Here is a 20,578-nt window from a genome sequence, read left to right on the forward strand (position 1 = left end):
GGAATCGGGTGGCTTCTGGAGCGCGGACGGCGGATGTCGGCGGGATTCACACCCCACAGGTCATGGCAAATAGATTGACATCCATCACCACCCGTACAACGTTATAGAGGCATCCTGGACATCCAGTCAATTGCCCAGCGTCAATGCCCTGGTGGTGAACCGATCGCCGTACCTCGGCCACGGCGACCGCCCCGGCCGGCGTCGGAGCGGCCGGGTAGCGGGAGTGCTTCCCCCCGGGCGCACCCCCGCGCACAGCCGTCACCATCCGTCGCGGGCAGTGCTCCTATGGGCGCCCATGCCCGATTCAGGATGACCGAACGTGACCGATGTGGACACGGAGGCGTGTGAGCCCTACAGTCTCGCCACCGGTTCACGTTCAATCACGGGGGTTGAGATGATGCCTGGCCGCTCGATGCTGCCTGCCTTATTCCTGAAACGTTCCCGATTCACTGCCGCCAGCGTCGCGGCTGTGGTCGTAAGTTCCCTGCTCATCGCGCCGTCGTCCGTCGAGGCGGCGGCACCCGCTGCCAAGCCCGCCAATCCGTCGGTCGCACCGGACGCGGCCTCGGCCGTCGCCCAGGCGAAGCGTTCCGGCCAGCGGGTGGAGGTGGCCAACGCGCGCACCGAGCTGACGCAGGTCTTCGCGAATCCGTCCGGCGGTTTCACGTCGGAGTCGGCGGTCACGCCGCAGCGGGTCCGCCGTGCGGACGGGTCGTGGGCATCGGTCGATCTCTCGCTTCGCGCCGGGGCGGGAGGCTGGCTGCGTCCGGTCGCCTCGGTGGCCGACGTGCGGTTCTCCGCCGGTGGCAAGGGCCCGGCGGTGACGCTGGTGCGACAGGGCAAGACGTTGACCCTGGCCTGGCCGGGTGGGCTGCCGAAGCCGACGGTCAGCGGCGACTCGGCCACCTACGCGGAGGTGCTGCCGGGCACGGATCTGGTGCTGCGGGCCACCCGCACCGGCTTCACGCACGTCTTCGCGGTCAAGAACGCGAAGGCCGCCGCCAACCCCGCCCTGCGCACCCTGCGCTTCGACCTCGGCGGGAACGCCCGTGTCGTGCGCGGCGCCGACGGGCGGCTCACCGCGATGGCCGGCGCCGAGGTGCTGGCGTCGGCGGAACCCGCCGCTATGTGGGACTCCAACACCACGCCGTCGTCGGCCGCCAGGTCGATGGCCGCCGACGACACCCAGGGCGGCCCGGAGCTGGCCCGGTCAACGGCGGCGGCGCCGGGCGACGTCGCCAGGACGGCTGCCGTCGATGTCGAGGTCGATGGTGGTGACCTCGTGCTCCGTCCGGACGCCGGCCTGTTGTCGACCGCGACGGCCTACCCGGTGTTCATCGACCCGGCCTGGTCGACGGGCAAGACCCGATGGGCGTACGCGACGAACAACAACAGCAACAACACCGACACGTCGGTGGCCCGGGTCGGCCGGGACCCGGACAGCGGCAAGCTCTACCGCTCGTACTTCGACTTCCCGCTGACGTCGATGAAGGGCAAGCACATCGAGTCCGCGTACGTCCAGATGAAGCTGGACCACTCGTGGTCGTGCGGGAACACTCCGACGTACCTGTACCACTCGGCGGGCATCTCCACGACGCCGCGGACCGCGTGGGCGCCGAAGCTGATCAGCCAGAAGTCGACCGCGCAGTCCCACGCCAACGAGGGTTCCGGCTGCTCGGACTCGCCCCAGCCGGACATGACGGTGAACTTCACCGGCTCGGCCGTCACCACCCTTATCCAGACCCAGGCGACCAACAACACGACGAACATCACCTTCGGATTCTGCGCGTGCAGCGCCACCGACGGTTCGGGCGAGTCGACCACCGACCGCTACAAGAAGTTCTGGCCGAACAACGCCAAGCTCGTCGTCGACTACGACTCGATTCCGGGCGCGCCGAACAACCTCCAGGTCTCCGGCGTCGCCTGCGTCTCCGGCCAGCGGATCGGCATCGGCACCCTCACCCCGACCTTCTCGGCGATCTTCCCGGACGCCGACACCGGTCAGGCACTCCGTACCGGCTACGAGTGGCTCCAGATCCCCGCCACCGGCGGCTACAACGACTCCACCCCCCGAAAGACCGCGCCGGCGGGCGCGTCCGTGCCCGCCAACGGCAGATCCACCACCGCTGCCCTGTCGGGGCTGGTCGAGGGCGGCGCCTACGCCTTCCGTACCCGATCAACCGACCCGGCGCCGTACGACAAGACCAGCGCGTTCTCCGGGTGGTGCGAGTTCACCGTTGACACCAAGCTGCCCCCGGTGACCGTCGTCCTCACCTCCGCGCCCAACCCCCTGCCCGGCTCGGTGGCGACCTTCGTCATCAGCTCCACCGACACCACGGTCACCAAGTTCCTCTACGGCTGGACGTCGGCGGTCACCGTGCTGACGCCCACCACCTCCTGCAGCACCGTCTGCGTGAAGACCGCGACCGTCTCCCTCGTGGTGCCGAAGTACGGCATCAACACGCTGCACGCCAAGGGCGTGGACGGTGCCGGAAATCAGGGTCAGGCATCGGTGGAGTTCACGGCGGCCCGTCCCTCACCGGCGGTGGCCCGCTGGGGGCTCGAGACCTACCCCGGCGTGACCGAGGCGCAGGCCCTCGCCGACGGTCAGCCCGCGCTGGGCGGCAACACCCCGCTTTCGCCCACGGGCCTCCTCTGGGAGACCGACGGACGCCTCGTCGGTGGCAAGACGGCCTCCTTCAACGGCTGGTCCTACCTCATGGCCAACTCGGTTCTCGACACCACCAAGTCGTACAGTGTGGCGTCCTGGGTGAAACTGCCGAGTATGCCGACGCAGAACGCGGCCATCGCGACCCAGAGCGGAAACTGCGACTTCGGCTTCTTCTTCGGCATCGTGATGGTGTCCGGAGCGCCGAGGTGGAACGTCACCATGCGCAACGGTGACTGCACGAACGCCGCCTGGACTCCGCTCTACTCGCCCACCGCGATCAGCCAGGCGGACGTCAACCGTTGGCGTCACGTCGCCTTCTCCTACGACTCGGCCGCCCGCACTCTGACGCTGTTCCTGGACGGGGCGGCCGTCGCATCCACGCCGTGGACGACCGCGTGGAGCGCCACCGGCCCCTTCCACGTCGGCCGGAACCGGGCACAGAACACCGGGGTGGCCGACAACTACTTCACGGGGTCCCTCGCCGATGTCCAGGCCTTCGACCGCGTGCTCGTCGGTCAGGACTTCACCGGCCAGCTGGCCGAGGAGCCGACCTCCGGTGGATTCGACGAGCCGGGCATTCTCCGTCCGATCCAGGTGGGCGAGTGGGACTTCGGCGGCGCGACCCCCTGCTACCTGGCGTCGACCGATCCCACGCTCTGCAGCGCTCCGGAGGCCGGGCAGTTCGGGCGTCGGCTCGCACTGACCGTCGGCACCGACACCGGCAGTGAGAGCCGCAATTTCCTGCGGTTCAACTCGGAGGATCTGCAGGATCCGTCGAAGGTGACCACCGAGTACGGCCGATCGGTGAAGGACGTCAGCGGTGTTCCGCAGGACAGCAGGGTGCTGAACACCAATGACTCGTTCTCGGTGTCGGTCTGGCTGCGCCCGGAGTCACTCGGCATCCAGACCGCCGTCGCGCAGATCGGTAACCAGAACTCCGCCTTCTACCTCGGTCAGCGGACGAAGGCCGTCAACGGCGTGACCGGGAACTGGTGGTCCTTCAGCCTCTTCGGTCTCGACACGTCGCCGCAGTACGGCAACGTCGTCGACGTGATGATGACGTCACGGCAGATGAACGAGGAGGACGACCTGTCCACCTGGACTCATCTGGTGGGTGTCTACGACCGGGGACGTCGGGAGGCCCGCCTCTACGTCAACGGCCGGCTGGAGGCCAACCTGCCGTTCCCCGGCACCTTCACCGGCGCGTTCAACGCGACGGGCCCGATCTACGTCGGCGCTTCCCGCTACACGCCGCCGGGTCAGGCGACCCAGGTCGTCGACAAGTGGGACGGCGACGTCGCCAACCTCACCCTCCACCAGGGCGCGCTGACCAACGTCGACGTCGAGCAGCTCTTCGAGAAGCAGTCTGGGGCGGACGTCATCCCGGAGGACTGACCTGCTCGCGGGGTTCGCGCCGGTCGGCCTCCGGGCCGGCCGGCGCGAACCCTTCGCGGTCGTCCCCGCACGTCAACCAATCTTCGCAAACCGTCGCCTGTGGAGGCATGGGTGAAACACGCCCTTTCCAGAACCCGCACATTCCTACGCCCACGAACGAGGGACAGCCGACTTCGCAGCGTGGTCGCCGCGATGCTGACCGGTGCGCTGGTCGTGTCGGTGCTGTCCGTGCCGACGCAGGCGGCGGCCAAGCCGCGCCCGCACCTGACAACGCAGCAGGAGAAGCTCGACGCCGACGGCGCGCCGGCGAAGGGCCGCGCGTGGCCCGTCAAGAAGGTGCCCAGCGCGCAGCTCGCGGCACCGGTCTGGCCGAAGCCGGGCCGGGCGTCCGTGACGCTGCCCGCCCCGGCTGCCGGCCAGCGTGGGGCCACCGCCTCGCCGGTGCGCGCCGGTGCTCTGCCGGTGACGGTGAGCCGGGCGTCCGGCACTGCGGGATCCCGAACCGACGTGGTCTCGGTCGAGGTGCTGGACCGCGCCGCGGCGCCGGAGGCATGGCAGGACGGGCTGCTCCTGAAGGTCTCGGACACCAGCGCCACGGCGAACGCGGCGACGTCGACCGGATCGGGCGCGGCGACGGTCTCCGTCGACTACCGCAGCTTCCAGAATGCCTACGGTGGCAGCTGGTCGTCCCGGCTGAGGCTCTGGCAGGTACCCGAATGCGCGTTGACCAGTCCGCAGAAGGCGGGCTGTGCGGCCATACCCTTGGAGTCGCGGAACGCGGACGGCGCGGTCAGCGCCGACGTGCCGCTTCCGGCGGTTTACGCGGGTGGTCGGACCAACGCGGCGACGGCCTCGGCCTCCACGCTGGTCGCGCTCAGCGCGGGCGCGTCCGGCAGTGAGGGTGACTTCTCCGCCACGCCCCTGGCCGCCTCCTCGACCTGGTCGGCGGGCGGCTCCACCGGCGACTTCTCCTGGTCCTACCCGCTGCAGTTCCCGGCGGCGATCGGTGGCCCCGCCCCGTCGATGACGCTGGCCTACTCCAGCAGTGCCGTGGACGGCAAGTCGGAGGCATCCAACAACCAGCCCTCCTGGCTCGGCGAGGGCTTCGACTACTGGCCCGGTTACATCGAGCGCAGTTACGTCGGCTGCTCCGATGACATGACCGGCGACCACAACAACAGCCAGAAGACCGGCGACCAGTGCTGGCGTTCGGACAACGGGACCCTGTCGCTCAACGGCCGGGGCGCCGAGCTGGTGTACGAGTCGGGCAAGGGCTGGCACAGTCGCAGCGAGGACGGCTCGAAGATTGAGAAGCTGTCCGGCGCGTCCAACGGCGACAACGACGGCGAGTACTGGAAAGTCACCTCCACCGACGGTATGCAGTACTTCTTCGGCCTGCACAACCTGCCCGGGAAGTCCGAGACCACCAGCTCCACCTGGACCAGTCCGGTGGCCGGCAACAACTCCGGCGAGCCCTGCAACGGATCCAGCTTCGCGTCCTCGTTCTGCGACCAGGCCTGGCGTTGGAACCTGGACTACGTGGTGGACCCGCGAGGCAACACCATGTCGTACTGGTACGACAAGGAGACCAACTACTACGCCAAGAACTTCACCACGACCAACAAGGCCTCCTACGTCCGCGGTGGCACGCTGAAGCGGATCGACTACGGCACCTGGGATCGGGGCACCGCGGACCGGTCGGTCGCGCCGACCGCGCAGGTGCTCTTCACCACCGCCGATCGCTGTGACACCAGCTGCTCCACCCACGACGCGGCGCACTGGAAGGACGTGCCGTGGGATCAGGAGTGCACCTCGACCGCCTCGAACTGCGGTAGCAACTACGCGCCGACGTTCTGGTCGACCAAGCGTCTGTCGAAGATCACCGCGCAGGTGTGGGACACCACCAAGAGCACTCCCGCCTGGCAGCCGGTGGACTCCTGGACTCTTGCCCACTCCTGGCCGGCGGTCGGCGACGGTAGCGACTACGCGGGCATGTTCCTCACCTCTGTGGTGCACTCGGGTCACGTGGGCAGCACGGTGACCATGCCTCCGGTGACCTTCGAGCCGGTGGCTCTGCGCAACCGCGTGCTGACGAAGAACAACACCACGAACAACCGGATGCGTATCGGCAACATCGTCACCGAGAGCGGCGCCAAGATCCAGGTGACCTACAGCCTGCCGGACTGCTCGTCGGGCAACCTGCCCGCGACGACGTACGGCAACACCAAGCGGTGTTACCCGGTCCTCGGCCCCGACCCGTACGACGCGGACGGCCCGGACATCACCGAGTGGTGGCACAAGTACGTGGTCACCCAGGTCTCCGAGTCCGACCTGATGGTGGTGGTCAACGGCACCGACCACGGCCAACCGGTCAAGAACACCTTCTACACCTATGTCGGCGCACCGGCCTGGCACTACGCGGACGACAACGGCCTGATCAAGCCGAAGCGCAAGACCTGGAACCAGTTCCGCGGCTACGCGACGGTCGAGACCCGGGTCGGTGACGCGCCGAGCCAGACACTCACCCGCACCACCTACCTGCGCGGAATGCACGGCGACAAGGAATCCACCTCGGGCGGCACCCGGGACGTCACCGTGGGCGCGTCGCTGGGCACCGAGACGGTGAAGGACGAGGACCAGTTCGCCGGCATGGTCCGGGAGCAGGTCGTCTACAACGGTGTCGACACCAAGCCGGTGTCGAAGACGGTGAACGTTCCCTGGATGTCGCCGGCGTCGGCCACCCGCACCATCAACGGCGACACCGTCACCGCCCGGTTCACCAACACCAGAGCCACCTACTCGGGGACGGCCCTCGGTGTCGACGGCGCTTCCGGCTGGCGGGTGACACGCACCCAGTCCAGCTTCGACGACACCTACGGCATGGTCACGCAGGTCCAGGACGACGGCGACACCGGCAAGACCGGCGACGAGCGGTGCACCACCCACAGCTACAACCGCGACACCGGCAAGAACCTGGTGTCGCTGGTCAAGCAGACGACGGTCACCGCCCTCGCCTGCGGCAGCGCGCCGCAGACCACCGACGACGTCATCTCCGACGAGCGGAACTACTACGACGGCGCCACCAGCGTCGACACGTCGCCGACGTTCGGCGCGGTCACCCGGCGCGAAACGCTCAAGGACTGGAGCAAGGCGGCCGGTACGACCTGGCAGGTCATCAGCAAGGGCACCTTCGACGCCTACTGGCGCCCGCTGACCACCACCGACGTTCGCGGTAACGTCACGAAGACCAGCTACACCCCGGCCACGGGTGGCCCCCTGCTGAAGGTGACCACCACCGCCCCCGATCCCGCCGGCGGCACCACCGGCTGGAGCTCGTCGATCGAGGTCGACCCGTACCGGGGCGCGCCCACCAAGTCCACCGATCTCAACGGGCGGACCAGTGAGCGGGAGTACGACGCCCTCGGGCGACTGGCCCGCGCGTGGCAGGTCGGGTGGACGAAGGCCGATCACCCCACCAGCCCGTCGGTGGAACACAGCTACGTGTTCGCCGCCAACCGGGACGCCTACCCGTACACCATGTCCAAGACCCTGCACGCCGGCGGGGGCTATCTGGTCTCGTACCAGATCCAGGATGCGCTGTTCCGGCCGCGCCAGACCCAGACCGCCGGTGTGGGCGGCGGCCGGGTCGTCGCCGACACCTTGTACGACAAGGCCGGCCGTGCGGTGACCAGCTACGCCGCGCACGGCGAGCCCGGCGCGCCCTCCGGTGGTCTCTGGTGGGAGCCGGAGTGGTCGGTTCCGGCGGTGAGCCGAACCGTCTACGACGACGCGGGCCGCACCAGGGCCTCGGTCTTCTACGGCACCGACGGCGTCACCAACCTGGTGGAGAAGTGGCGCACCACGACCGAGTACTTCGGCGACTCGACAAAGGTGACGCCGCCGGCGAAGAACGCTCCGGTCACGACCGTCACCGACGCGCGCGGCAACACGGTCGAACTGCGCCAGCACGTGAGCCCGCAACACTCGACCAGCTACTCCTTCAACCGCAAGGGGCAGCTCACGGGCATGCGGGACACCGCTGGCGACGAGTGGGCCTACACGTACGACATCCAGGGCCGGCAGGCTTCGGTCAGTGACCCCGACAAGGGGACCACGACCACCAAGCACAACGCCTTCGGTGACGTGACGGAGTCCGCCGACGCCAACGGCAAGGTGCTGGTCTACGACTACGACCCGATCGGCCGCAAGATCGGCCTGTACGACGGGAGCAAGTCGGCGGCCACGAAGCGCGCCGAGTGGAAGTACGACACGCTGTACACGGGTCAGACCCTGCGTGGGCAGTTGACCCAGAGCATCCGGTACGACCCGCCGGGTTCGGTGAACGCGTACACGATCCGTCCGACCGGCTTCAACACCCGGTACCAGCCGACCGGGATGCAGTACGTGATCCCGTCGGCCGAGGGGACGGGGCTCACCGGCACCTGGTCCTACGGCTACGGCTACTCGCCGTACGACGGCAGTCCGACCTCGGTCACGACGCCCGCGGTCGCGAACCTTCCCACGGAGACCGTCACCACCAGGTACGACCAGGTAACCGGTCTGCCGACGTCGTTGGACACCAATCTGATCAACGTGGGCCGGTACGTGATCGGGCAGCAGTACACGATCTACGGTGAGCCGACGGTCAACACCCGGAAGATCGACGGCGGGGTCTACGTCGAGCAGGCTTTCGACTACGACCTCACCACCCACCGGCTGGCCCGCAGCCGCGTCCAGCCGGAGACCGCCACCGGCACCGTCGCGGATCTGACCTACGGGTACGACGACGCGGGGAACATCACCTCCGTCGCCGACGCCCCGGCGGTCGGGCAGGCCGACACCCAGTGCTTCGGGTACGACGACCTGCGCCGGCTCACCTCCGCCTGGACTCCCAAGGCCGGAGTGAACTGCGGTTCGTCGCCGACGATGGCCAACCTCGGCGGTCCGGCTCCGTACTGGACCGACTGGACGATCGACAGCATCGGCAACCGGACGAAGGAGATCTCGCACGCGCTCGGCGGGGACACCACCCGTACCTACGAGGTGCCCACTGCGGGGAAGGACGTCGTCCGGCCGCACGCGGTGAAGTCGGTGACCGTGGCGGCGCCCGGCCAGTCCCCGGTGACCACCCGCTTCGACTACGACAAGGCGGGCAACACCACCTGCCGTCCGGCCGGTACGACGGCCAACACCTGTCCTCCGGACGCCAACGCCCAGTCGCTGAGCTGGGACTCCGAGGGTCGGCTGACGTCCGTGTCGGGCTCGGCGGCCTCCGCCGGCAGCAACATCTACGACGCCGAGGGCGGCCGACTGGTCCACCGCGACGCCACCGGAGCAACCCTCTACCTGCCCGGCCAGGAGGTACGGCGGGAGAACAACCTCACGTCGGGGACCCGCTACTACGGGTTCGCCGGCAGCACCGTCGCCTCCCGCAACGGCGCGGGGCTCACCTGGCTCTTCGACGACCACCAGGGCACGCAGAGCGTGGCCGTCGACGCGCTGACGCAGACGGTGACGGTCCGGCGGCAGACTCCGTACGGCGCTCCGCGCGGCCAGCAGCCGACCTGGGTGAACAAGAAGGGCTTCGTCGGCGGTGACATCGACACCACCGGCCTGACCCACATCGGTGTCCGCGAGTACGACCCGCAACTGGGCCGGTTCATCTCGGTCGACCCGGTGCAGGACGTCACCGATCCCCAACAGTGGAACGCGTACGCCTACGGCAACAACAGCCCGATTACGTTCAGCGACCCGACCGGCGAGAAGGCGTGCTCGGACGACGCCTGCGGCCCAGGGGCGGACTACGAGGACGTCAACGGCGTCTACCACTACGTCGACGGGCACAACGACGGCTGCAACGGGTGCAGCAACACCGTGGACCCGTACGCCCACAAGAAGCCGCCGACGGTCAACGACGTCATGACCTACGCGGCGCCGCTCGACAAGACGAAGCGGGACATGATCCGCGCCCGCGGCTACACGGGTTCGGCCACCATGACCTGGGGCGACCTTCGCGACTGGGCATCGGAGTACCACGACAACTGGATCTTCCTGTGCGCGGACGTGATGGGCAACGACCGGCTCAAGTGCGGTCTCGACAACCCGTTCCACAAGCTGTCGAAGCTTGAGCAGTTGGCGCAGGTCGCGCTGATCGTCGGTGCTCTGGCCTGCGCGATGACCGGCCCCGCGTGCTTCCTGGAGGCCGCCGCAGCGGAGGGTGAGTTTGCTGCCACCGGTGCTCTGATCGGTGGTGAAAGCTCCGGGCTCGCCGCGCTGCGCAACCTGAGCGCGCGAGGTGCGGTGAAGGTCGAATCGGTGACCATGGGCCTCTGCAGCTTCAGCGGCGAGACCCGGATCCTCATGGCCGACGGCAGCACCAAACCGATCAGCGAACTCAAGGTCGGCGACGAGGTACAGGCCGCCGATCCGGAGACGGGGGAGAAGGGGAACCGCAGGGTCACCAACCTGTGGATCCACGAGGACGACCTTCGCGCCCTCGAGGTCGACGGCGCGGAGCTGACGACGACCGAGGACCACCCGTTCTGGAATGCCAGCAAGCGAAAGTGGCAGCCGGCGCAGGCGCTTGCGCCGGGTGACGAGCTGCTGACGTCGGGCGGTGGCACGGTACGGGTCGACGAGCGGGTGGCGGACTCCTCGAAGCGGGGTACGGCCTACAACCTGACCGTTGCCGGGATCCACACGTACTATGTGCTCGCCGGCGACACCCCGGTGCTCGTGCACAACACCGGGCCGGCTTGCAAAATCGGCGCCAACGGTTGGCCCGTGCCAACGATGGAAAATTGCCAGGCCTGTGCAACGGAAATCCAGAGGATAATCGGGGGAGATATCGTCCATGTGAAGGACGCATATGGTGCGCCAGGGCTGGGGCCATCGGTGCGTGACCCTGCCGGCAAGTGGACTGAGCACTACGCCGTAATCAAGGACGGTACCGTCTACGATGGGTTCACAGGGCGAGGCGGCATGCCGCTGGATGCCTATCGTGCCCAGTGGCAATATGGCGATTATCTTTCATTCACGCCAGTGGGGTGACCGACCGTGAACTTGGCTGACCTGTGCTTCCATCTCCGGCGTCGACGCAGGATGTATCTGCTGGATGATCGGTTCTCCACGGCGGTTGCCTTCGTGCAGGGCTACGACACTGCATTCGATGGAACTCCCTTGTCTGGCTTTCGGGATTACGTCGCTGATCAACTGCTCAACCGTGAGTCGAGGCTCCATTGGGCTTATGTCATCGCATCAACGAAGGTGCCCGCGATCCTCGGGGGCGATATTGGATTCGAGCAGGTTTCTTCCGAGTTTGACACAGAACTAACGGAGATGTTGATCGATCTGCTGGAAGACTATCAAGGCGCAGGGCGGCCGCCTGGAATACCGGCATGACCGTTCGATAGGTCAGCGGTGTCGGTTCAGCTCGAATGCTGACTGCGTAGACGGAGTGGTGCCTGTACCTGGGGTATTGGCACCACTCCGTCGTGTTCTGCGCGCCAGACGCCGCTGGCCCACGTCATGTCGGCGCGTTCCTTTACACGCCACCGGGCGCGGCGGCTCGGCTCGCCTGTCCAGCTCCTGTCAACTGCTCCTCAACTCACGTTGCCTACAACTCCTGGTGCAGGTTCATCACGTAGCACGAAGGAGTATTCATGGCCGACGTCACCGCACCGTCGTTCAGCGGCGTGCACCACGTCGCTTTCACCGTTCGGAACCTCGAGGCCAGCGTGGCCTGGTACCAGAAGGTCTTCCAGGCCACGCTCGCGGACGGCAAGCTTCCGCACTACGGGCGCGAGTGGTCCGGGTACGCCGAACTGGTCATCGATCCGCGCACCGGCTTCTCCATCGGTCTGCACCACAACGAGGGCAACCAGGGCGAGGAGTTCAACGAGGCTCGCACGGGCCTCGACCACTTCTCCCTCAACGTCGAGACGCGCGAGGGGCTTGAGGCCTGGTCGGCCTGGCTGGACAGCCTGGGCGTCGCGCACTCCGGCATCCAGACCGCGAGGGACCCGTTCCTCTACTCGACAGTCGTCTTCCGGGACATCGACAACATCCAGCTCGAGGTTGTCGCGTTCGGCGTCTGAGTCGCCGGACCGTGGGTATGTCCGCCGGCACGGCGGACGGCGGTGGCGGCCCGCAGGGGTCCGCCATCGTCGTACTCGACATGACGCAGGAGCTCATTCCTGCGCGGAACGGCCTGATGATGTCAAGGAGCGGTGCATGACCAAGGTTCTGATGGTGTTGACCTCGCACGACCAGCTGGGTGACACCGGCCGCAAGACCGGGTTCTGGCTGGAGGAGCTGGCCACGCCCTACTACCGGTTCCGGGACGCCGGGTGGGAGGTGACGCTCGCCTCGCCCCAGGGTGGACGGGCGCCCCTGGACCCGAAGAGCGATGAGCCGGACTTCCAGACCGACCAGACCCGCCGGTTCACGGCGGACGCCCAGGCGGAACGTCAGCTCGCGACGACCGTACGGCTCGACTCGGTCTCCGTCGCGGGCTACGACACCGTCTTCTACCCGGGCGGCCACGGCCCTCTCTGGGACCTCGCCGAGGACGACACCTCGATCAAGCTGATCGAGCAGGTCGTCGCGGCGGGCAAACCGATCGCGCTGGTGTGTCACGCCCCGGGGGTGTTGCGGCACTGCGTGACGCCCGACGGCGAGCCTCTGGTGGCCGGCAAGCGGGTCACCGGCTTCACCGACAGCGAGGAGGAGTACATGGGCCTGACGAAGGTCGTGCCCTTCCTCGTCGAGGACGAGCTGGTCGCGAAGGGCGGCGACTTCTCCAAGGCGGGCAACTTCGAGCCGTACGTGGTGAGCGACGGGCTGCTCGTCACCGGCCAGAACCCGGCATCCTCGGGTCCGGCTGCGGATCAGCTGATCTCACTGGTGGCCGGCGAATAACGCCGGTCACCTCCGTCCGGCGGGGCCACACGCGTGGTTCCCGCCGGACGGAGTACCGGGTGATCCCGGCCGTGACGCGTCGTAGGCGACCTCAGCGGGCCCGCACGGTGTGGACCGCGGAGACCGCGCCGGCACCCTCGCCGACGGCTGTCGCCACCCGCTTCGTGGAGCCGGAGCGGATGTCGCCCACCGCGAAGACGCGGGTAGCGCTGGTCTGGAACGGCAGTGGCGACTGGTGCGTGTCGGACGGCAGCCGGCTGTCGGTCAGCACGAAACCGCTCTCGTCCATCGCGATGCCCTTCATCCACGCGGACTCCGGTTCGGCACCGATGAAGCAGAACAGCCCCCGGCAGTCCAGCCTGGTGGGTTCACCCTCTTTTTCCACGACGATCGCCGCCAGGCTGTCCTCACCCTGAAGCTCACGCAGCGTGCTGCCGGTGTGGATGGTGATCCTCGGGTTGGCCTGGATCCGGTCGGTCAGGTAAGCCGACATCTTCGCTCCGAGATCGGTGGAGCGCACCACCAGGTGTACGGAGCAGCCGCGTGCGGCCAGGGAGAGCGCCGCCTGCCCGGCCGAGTTGGCGCCGCCCAACACGGCGACCGGCTGGGACTCGTACCCGCGCAGGTCCAGTTCCGTCGCCGCGTACCGGACGCAGCCACTCTGCTCGAACTCCGCCCACCGCTCGATGTCGAGGCGTCGGTAACGCGCTCCCGTGGCGGCGATGACCGCGGACGTCGCGATCCGGGTGCCGTCCTCCAACTCCACGACGGGACGGCTCTCGTCGGAGACGTCCAGGCCGACCACCGCGCACGGCGCGTAGATCTGGACGCCGAACTTCAACGCCTGGAGCATCGCCAGCCGGGCCAACTGTTCACCGCTGACCCCCTCGGGAAAGCCGAGGTAGTTCTCGATTCGCGCGCTCTTGGCAGCCTGACCGCCAATACCGGTGCCGTCCAGCAGCACCGTCACGAGACCTTCGGAGGCGCCGTACACCGCCGCGGCCAGCCCGGCCGGCCCGGCGCCGACGACGACCAGGTCAGGGTCACGCGCCGTGGGTACGTAGGTCAGGCCGAGCGCCTCGGCGACCGTGCCGGGAGTGGCGTGACGCAGTACGCGGTTGCTGGTGACGGCGACCGGAAGTTCGTCCTCGCCGACACCCTCTGCCCGCATGAGTGCCCGCCCGGGTAGCGATGACGCGTCGAGCCAGGCGTGCGGGAGGAGCATCTGGTTCACGTACGTCCGCAGCTCCAGCGATCCAGCCACGTTCGGCCGCCCGACGATCTCCAGGGCGTTGCCGGCCGCTCCGCGCATGAGCTCGCGCCGGGCGCGGAAGGTCTCGATCAGCACGTCGGCGATGTCGACCTGGTCGGCGAGTACGCGGCGCAGGTCGGGGGCGGTGATCCGCACGACCGTCCCGGCGGTGACGACACGGACCGTGAGGAACACCTGCTGTCCGGTCAACAGGCTCAGCTCGCCGAGGAACTCGCCCGGCCCACGCCGGTAGATGAGCCGCTCGGGCTCGAGCGACGTCGCGTTGCGCACCGCCTCCGCTGTCGCCGTACGCAGCAGGAAGAAGTCGTAGGAGCTGTCGCCGGCGGCGTACAGGTGCTGTCCCTGGCGGACCTCTTCCTCGGTGCCGTAGCTGGCCAGGCGGTCGAACTGCTCCGCGTCCAGGACAGGACCGTCGGCGTCTCCGGTGCTCACCCCCGAAGACTAGATGGCCGGTGTTGACGAGAACTGGACCCTCACTGACTTACGTCGACATCTCCCACCGGGTGGCTTCGGTGGCTTCACCGTCGCGACGGCCGCGGCCAGCGGTAACTTGCTGGTCACTGGAAATCCTGTGCCCTGGGGTTGAGTTGACGCGCTGTACCGGCACGAGAGAGGAACAACCGTGACACGCCACGCGAACTGGGGCCTGGACGGGTGGGCGGTCCAGCCTGGCGAGGGGAAGTTGATCGAACTCGGCGGCCCGCACCGGCCGGAGATCCTCGTCCGGGGCGCCGAGGTGGATGGGGCGTTGGGCGCGTTCCTGTTCCATCACGACGTGATCGCCGAGAACCCACCGCACGCGCACAACGACTTCATGAAGATCGCTTACGTCCTCGAAGGGGAGTACCACTTCCGGGTGGGGAACGCCGAATTCTCCGGTGGTCCAGGTACCACCGTCGTGGTGCCGCGGGGCGCTTACCACACGTTCGTCACCCCGACCGGCGGCAAGCTGCTGTTCGTCAGCGCGCCGGCCGGCAACGAGCAGCTCTTCGAGGAGCTCGGCAGCCTGGGCCCGAACCCCACGCCGGAGCAGCTCGCCGAGGTCGACCAGCGCTTCGCCACGACCCCGCTTCCCGGTGCGGATGGCCGCCCCTGGAGCCAGCTGCGGGGCACCGGAGGTCAGGCGGACGGAACCGCCCACTGATCTCTGTCGGGCTGCGTACCGCGACCGGCGTCGGCCAACCTGTGGCCGACGCCGGTCGGCGACTACGCGGGCGTGACGGCTGGCCTGGTCCGACCGACGGTGGTGAGGAAGAGAACCAGGCCGGCGCTGGTGAGGACGAAACCCGCCCAGACCGTGGAGAGGGTTCCCCACCCGGCGCCGAGAGCGATGGCACCACCGATGGCCCCGAGCGAGTTGGCGAGGTTGAGGGCGGCCAGGTTCAGCGCACCCATCAGGGTCGGCGCGTCGGGTGCGAATTCGGTCAGCCGTACCTGGATGGTGGGAATGGCGAACATCATGGTCGCGCCGACGCCGAACAGCGTCGGCAGGAGGATCAGGACCTCACGGCCGAGCAGACCGATGACCACGAGCAGCACCAGGACGTAGCCGAAGCCGTAGATCAGCGGCCGGTTGCCGTGCCGGTCGGCGGCCCGACCGCCGTAGTAGTTCCCGAAGGCCATGCCGAGGCCGAAGACAGCCAGGGCGACCGGGATGAGCGACGTGCTCTCCCGGGCCGCGTCGGTGACGAACGGCCCGATGAAGGTGTAGACGGCGAAGATGCTGGAGATGCCGAGTGCCGCGACCGCGACCATCAGCCAGACCTCGCGTCGTCGCAGGGCCGCGAGCTCGTGCCCCACCGAGCTGCCGTGCAGATCGTCGGTGCGGGGCAGCCAGGCCAGGAGCGCCGCGCCGGCCAGCAGGCCCAGGGCGACAACGGTCCAGTAGGTCGCACGCCATCCAGCGTGCTGGCCGACGAGGGTGCCGAGCGGCGACCCCAGGATGGTGGCCACCGTCAGACCGCCCATCACGGTGGCGAACGCCCTGCCGCCCTTGCCCGGGCCGTAGACGTACGCGGCGACGACCGCCCCCGCGCCGAAGAACGCGCCCTGCACGCTCCCGGTGATGAAGCGGAAGACGACGAGGGTGGCGATGTTCGGGGCCAGGCCCGACAGGACGTTGCCGACCAGGAACAGCGCGATCAGACCCAGCAGGAGGGTACGGCGGTTGGCGCGCGCCGCGAGAAGTGTGATCGCCGGCGAGCCGATCATGACGCCGAACGCGTAGGCGCTGATCGCGTACGTCGCGACTGGGATGGAAGCGTCCAGGTCGGCGGCGAAGAGTTGCAGGATCCCATTGCTGCCGAATTCGCCCGTGCCGATGGCGAAGGTGCCCAGGGCCAGCGCGAAGAGGGTCAGTTTCGGTCGGGGACCCGACCGCGCGGCGGTAGCCCGCCGCGCTGGAGCGTCACGCTGGGGTTCGTCCGGCTCGTCGTGGATGCCGGGGTACGCCGGCTGGAGCCGGGTGCTGTTCTCTGACGTGGTCATGGTGCCTTGTCCTCGCGGAGGGATGCCTTGCGTGGACATACTGACGTCAGCCAGTTGACATTTTCTGAAGTCTGTCGGACCGGGCGGACGTCCTCGCGTCCTGGCTGAGCAGCAGGAGCGCGGCCAGCGTCAGCAGTCCGCCGACGAGCGCGAGCACGCGCGCCCCCGACGTGGGCAGGAGGGCACCGCCGAGCAGCGAACCGCCGGCGATGCCGACGTTGAAGGCGGTGCTGACGCCAGCCGAGGCGATGTCGGTGCTGCCGGGGGCCAGGTGCAGCATCCGGTTCTGTACGGCGGAGGCGAACGCCGCGTAGGCGAGGCCGAGCCCGGCGAGGAACGCGACCGCGCCGGGTCGGAGCACGCCGAGCCCGTACATGCCGAACAGCGCGGCCGTACCGATGCCCAGCGGCGTCAGCAGCGAGGCGATCGGCCGACTGTCCAGGGTCCGGGCCGAGAGCAGGGTGCCGACGACGGCCGCGACGCCGGCGGTGAACAGCAGCGGCGTCAGGGCCGCGTCGGTGAAGCCGCTCACGTCGAGTAGGAACGGCGCGATGTAGGTCTGCAGGGTCATGAAGCCGCCGATACCGAGGGCGGTGGCTGTCAGCAGCACGCCGAAGCGCCGACCGTCCGGTGCGGTGCCCCGGGCCGCGCCGCCAGCCTCCGGCGGGTAGGTGGGCAGGAGGACGAGCACCGCGGTGGCGATCAGCAGACCGATCCCCGCCAGCGCCGCGAACGACGCGCGCCAACCGGCCTGCTGTCCGATCCAGGTGCCGAGGGGTACGCCGAGCACCGGCGCGAGCGTCACTCCGGCCCCGAACAGCGCCACCACCCTGCCCCGCACCGCCAGGGGGAAGGGCCCGATCACCGTCGCCGTGGCGATGGACCAGAACAGCGCCTGGGCGACAGCGGTCACGAGGCGGGCACCGGCCAGCATGGTGTACGTGTGCGCGAGCGCGGCGGTGCCGTTCGCGGCGGCGAACAGGACCATCGTGACGCCGAGCAGGTGACGACGGGGGATTCGTCGGGTCAGTCGGGCCAGCGGGACGGACGCCAGCACGACCACGACGGCGTACCCGCTGACCAGCAGACCCACCCGCGAGCGGGACCGGTCGAGATCGACCGCGATGTGGGTCAGCAGGCCGACAGGCAGCAGCTCGGTCGTGACGAACGCGAACGCGGCCAGGGAGAGCGTGACGAGCATGGCCCTGGCCCTGCGCGGCGACACGTCCGGTGCCATTCCCCACCCCCGTAACTCTGTGTGGTCATCGTCTCCGCACGTGGTCCGTAGGGCGCTTGACGGTAGGGACCGCGCCGATATAATTCATCGAACCGGGATGTCATCAGATGAGGAAGCTCCTCCGTTCGGCGCGTACCTACCCGTCGAGTCGAGCCGGCCCGCCGTTCGAGCAGCGTGGAGGCCTTGTGTCCACTATAGATTCACCCCTGGCTGCCGCGCGGCATGGTTTGCCCGCCCTCGGCACGGGCTGGGTCGACGACGTCCTGCTGGCCGGCCCGGGCAACGAGACCTGCCTCGTCCTCGGAGCGCCGATCACGCGGGCGCAGCTGCGCGCCGAGGTGGCCTCCCGACAGGCCCGACTCACCGATGCCGGGCTGCGCCCGGGCGGAGCGATCGCGCTACGGCTGCCCTCCTCGCTGGCGTACGTGGCCAACCTGCTCGCCGCCTGGCGGATCGGGGCCCAGGTGACGCTGCTGGACCACCGCCTGTCCCGTGGTGAGGTCGAGCGGGCACTCGAACGCGTCGGCGCGCAGTTCCTCGTGCAGCCCGTCGACTCCGTACTCCCACCGCTGCGCGGCTTCGTCACCGTCGACGAGACGGTCATCGCGCGCCCGGCCGGCCGGCCGGCATCGACGCCGCACGCGCTCATCCAGCTGAGCTCCGGGTCCACCGGTCCGTCGAAGGTCATCGGACGCACCGTCGACGACCTGGTCGCCGAGATCGAGCGCTACACGCTGACCGACGGCGTGCCCCGGCCCGGCGAGCGGCTCGTACTGCTCGCCTCGATGGCGCACGTGCTCGGTCTGGTCGGCGGCCTGCTCTACGCTCTGCACGCCCGGGTCACGCTCACGCTGCCCGAGCGCATGACGGTCGGCGGGGTGCTGGGCGTCATCGCGGGGGACTCCACGCCGACCACGGTGATCGGCGTCCCCGTCCATCTCGAGATGCTGATGGCCGGTCGCCCCGCCGGGCCACTGCCGCAGTTCGTTCGGATGACCACGGCGGGCGAGCTGGTCCGGCCCGGCGTCCCCGAGCGCTTCGCCGAGTGCTACGACACCGTCCTCGGCAACATGTACGGGATGACCGAGGTCGGCGTCATCGCCACCGACCTGTTCGGTGTGCACCGGCCCGAGGTGCGCCCGGCGCCTGGAATCGACGTACGGGTCGTCGACGGTGAGCTTCAGGTGCACCGGCCCGTCACGCCGTACGTGGGGCTCGTCGACGAGAGCCGCTGGGCCGACGGCTGGCTGCGTACCCGCGACGCGGCCACGATCGACCCGGTGACGGGCCTGGTCACGATCCGCGGCCGCCTCGACTCGCAGGTCTCCATCGGAGGCCTCAAGGTCGACCTGACCGAAGTCGAACAGGCCATCCTCGACCTGCCCGGTGTCACCGAGGCGGTGGTGACGTTCGACGGTGGCGCGATCGAGGCGTACACGGCCGTGGACAAGCCGCTCACCGGGCCCGAGCTGGACGCCGCCCTGGAGGACGTGCTGGCTCCGTACAAGCGGCCGTTGCGGTGGCAGCTCCTGGAGCGTCTGCCGCGTACGTCCAGCGGCAAGCTGGTGCGCGACGTGGCCGTGTTGCGCCGTGCGTCGGCCGAGCCGACGCCGTCATGACGCGCCGACGAGGGACGTGTGTGGCGCGACCGTCGACGGCTCGTCAGGTTGCGATCGCCTCCGGTGGACCGGTGAGCAGCCGGATACCGTCCATGTCGCCTGGGCGCGGCCGCTCCTGCCCGGCGACGGCCAGCACCAGGCCGCCGGCGAGCGCTCCGCAGGCCACCCCGGCGCGACTGTCGGGAACGGGACGCAGCGGCAGCGACCCCGGCGGGTCCGGCCAGCGGGCCGGCAGCACCAGCGGCTGCCGTAGACCGCCGCCGCGTAGGCCGGTGCCGCGTGCCTTCCCGATGGCCTCCTTCTGCGTCCACAGCCACAGGAACGCGCTGGTGTGCAGGGGAGCCGGCTGGTCGGTCAGCCAGTCGGCGTCGGCCGGTGCCATCCAGCGTCGGGCCAACACCGCACCGGGCAGCTCGCGGTCGCGCTCGACGTCCACGCCGACCGGCGTCACCGCCGACACGGCCACCGCCACCACGCCACGTCCGTGGCTGATGCTCGCGTGCAACCCGCGCGCGGCGCCGGTGAGCCTCGGCCGGCCGGTCTGGTCCCGTACCACGCCCACCTCGCCGGCCGGCGCGCCCAGCAGGTCGGCGGCGGTGCTCACCAGATGTTCCGACGCCCGACCCCTGGGGTCGCCGGTGATCGTCGCAATCCGCACCACGACCCATTCCATGGGAGGAGTCAAGCAATGTCAGATGAGGTTCGCCAGTCCATCGTCGATGCGCTGGCACAGATGAACTATGACGTCGACGACGTCACCGGCGACACGGTGCTCGGCCCGGCAGGGCTCGACCTGGAGTCGCTGGCCGTCGCCGAACTCGCCGTCCGTGTCGAGGACACGTTCGGCGTCAAGTTCACCGACGAGGAGTTGGAGAAGCTGGCCGACTACTCCCTCGACCGGTTCGCCGCAGAAGTGGCCGGGCGTGCGGAGCCGGCGCGGAGCGCACCCGCCGCACCGGCCGCCGCGGCGGAGTGAC

The 20,578-nt window shown here is 69.0% G+C and carries 12 protein-coding genes; 8 read left to right on the plus strand and 4 right to left on the minus strand.

Annotated features, from left to right (window positions below; all coding sequences use genetic code 11):
- Window positions 1-469: 469 nt before the first annotated feature.
- The 5 genes from ABZU91_RS08910 (at window position 470) to ABZU91_RS08930 (ending at window position 12,985) form a co-directional block, all read left to right on the plus strand.
- On the plus strand, window positions 470-4,066 hold the full coding sequence (locus ABZU91_RS08910; protein ID WP_355236178.1) for a LamG domain-containing protein: 3,597 nt from the start codon (window positions 470-472) through the stop codon (window positions 4,064-4,066).
- Window positions 4,067-4,246: 180 nt separating this feature from the next.
- Complete coding sequence (locus ABZU91_RS08915) at window positions 4,247-11,116, plus strand: RHS repeat-associated core domain-containing protein (RefSeq protein WP_355236181.1); 6,870 nt, start codon at window positions 4,247-4,249, stop codon at window positions 11,114-11,116.
- Window positions 11,117-11,167: 51 nt separating this feature from the next.
- A complete protein-coding gene (locus ABZU91_RS08920; protein WP_355236183.1) occupies window positions 11,168-11,467 on the plus strand; it encodes a hypothetical protein in 300 nt (99 codons plus the stop codon).
- Window positions 11,468-11,727: 260 nt separating this feature from the next.
- Entirely contained in the window at window positions 11,728-12,162 is a 435-nt protein-coding gene (locus ABZU91_RS08925; RefSeq protein ID WP_355236185.1) for a VOC family protein, read from the plus strand.
- Between the two features lie 136 nt (window positions 12,163-12,298).
- The gene (locus ABZU91_RS08930; protein WP_355236188.1) at window positions 12,299-12,985 is read left to right on the plus strand and encodes a type 1 glutamine amidotransferase domain-containing protein; all 687 of its coding nucleotides are present in this window, start codon (window positions 12,299-12,301) and stop codon (window positions 12,983-12,985) included.
- A 91-nt stretch (window positions 12,986-13,076) separates the two neighbouring features.
- On the opposite strand, the gene ABZU91_RS08935 is transcribed toward ABZU91_RS08930, so the two are convergent.
- Window positions 13,077-14,690 (minus strand): FAD-dependent oxidoreductase, encoded by a 1,614-nt coding sequence (locus tag ABZU91_RS08935; protein ID WP_355236191.1) that lies wholly within the window; start codon window positions 14,688-14,690, stop codon window positions 13,077-13,079.
- Between the two features lie 190 nt (window positions 14,691-14,880).
- On the opposite strand from ABZU91_RS08935, the gene ABZU91_RS08940 reads away from it, so the two are divergent.
- Window positions 14,881-15,402, plus strand: coding sequence for a cupin domain-containing protein (locus ABZU91_RS08940; protein WP_355236195.1), 522 nt, complete (start codon window positions 14,881-14,883; stop codon window positions 15,400-15,402).
- Between the two features lie 62 nt (window positions 15,403-15,464).
- Here the strand turns inward: ABZU91_RS08940 and ABZU91_RS08945 are convergent, their stop codons facing one another.
- Together ABZU91_RS08945 and ABZU91_RS08950 are read right to left on the minus strand one after the other, a co-directional pair.
- Complete coding sequence (locus ABZU91_RS08945; RefSeq protein ID WP_355236198.1) at window positions 15,465-16,745, minus strand: MFS transporter; 1,281 nt, start codon at window positions 16,743-16,745, stop codon at window positions 15,465-15,467.
- Window positions 16,746-16,791: 46 nt separating this feature from the next.
- Entirely contained in the window at window positions 16,792-17,982 is a 1,191-nt protein-coding gene (locus tag ABZU91_RS08950) for an MFS transporter (RefSeq protein ID WP_355236201.1), read from the minus strand.
- 194 nt (window positions 17,983-18,176) lie between these two features.
- On the opposite strand from ABZU91_RS08950, the gene ABZU91_RS08955 reads away from it, so the two are divergent.
- Entirely contained in the window at window positions 18,177-19,601 is a 1,425-nt protein-coding gene (locus ABZU91_RS08955; protein WP_355236353.1) for a class I adenylate-forming enzyme family protein, read from the plus strand.
- Between the two features lie 43 nt (window positions 19,602-19,644).
- On the opposite strand, the gene ABZU91_RS08960 is transcribed toward ABZU91_RS08955, so the two are convergent.
- Window positions 19,645-20,274: a 4'-phosphopantetheinyl transferase superfamily protein gene (locus tag ABZU91_RS08960; RefSeq protein ID WP_355236204.1), complete on the minus strand. Its 630-nt coding sequence runs from the start codon at window positions 20,272-20,274 to the stop codon at window positions 19,645-19,647.
- 15 nt (window positions 20,275-20,289) lie between these two features.
- Here ABZU91_RS08960 and ABZU91_RS08965 point away from each other — a divergent pair, with 15 nt between their 5' ends.
- Window positions 20,290-20,577 (plus strand): acyl carrier protein, encoded by a 288-nt coding sequence (locus ABZU91_RS08965; protein ID WP_355236207.1) that lies wholly within the window; start codon window positions 20,290-20,292, stop codon window positions 20,575-20,577.
- Window position 20,578 lies beyond the last annotated feature (1 nt).

It is taken from the genome of Micromonospora sp. NPDC005174 (assembly GCF_040608495.1).
GTDB lineage: Bacteria > Actinomycetota > Actinomycetes > Mycobacteriales > Micromonosporaceae > Micromonospora.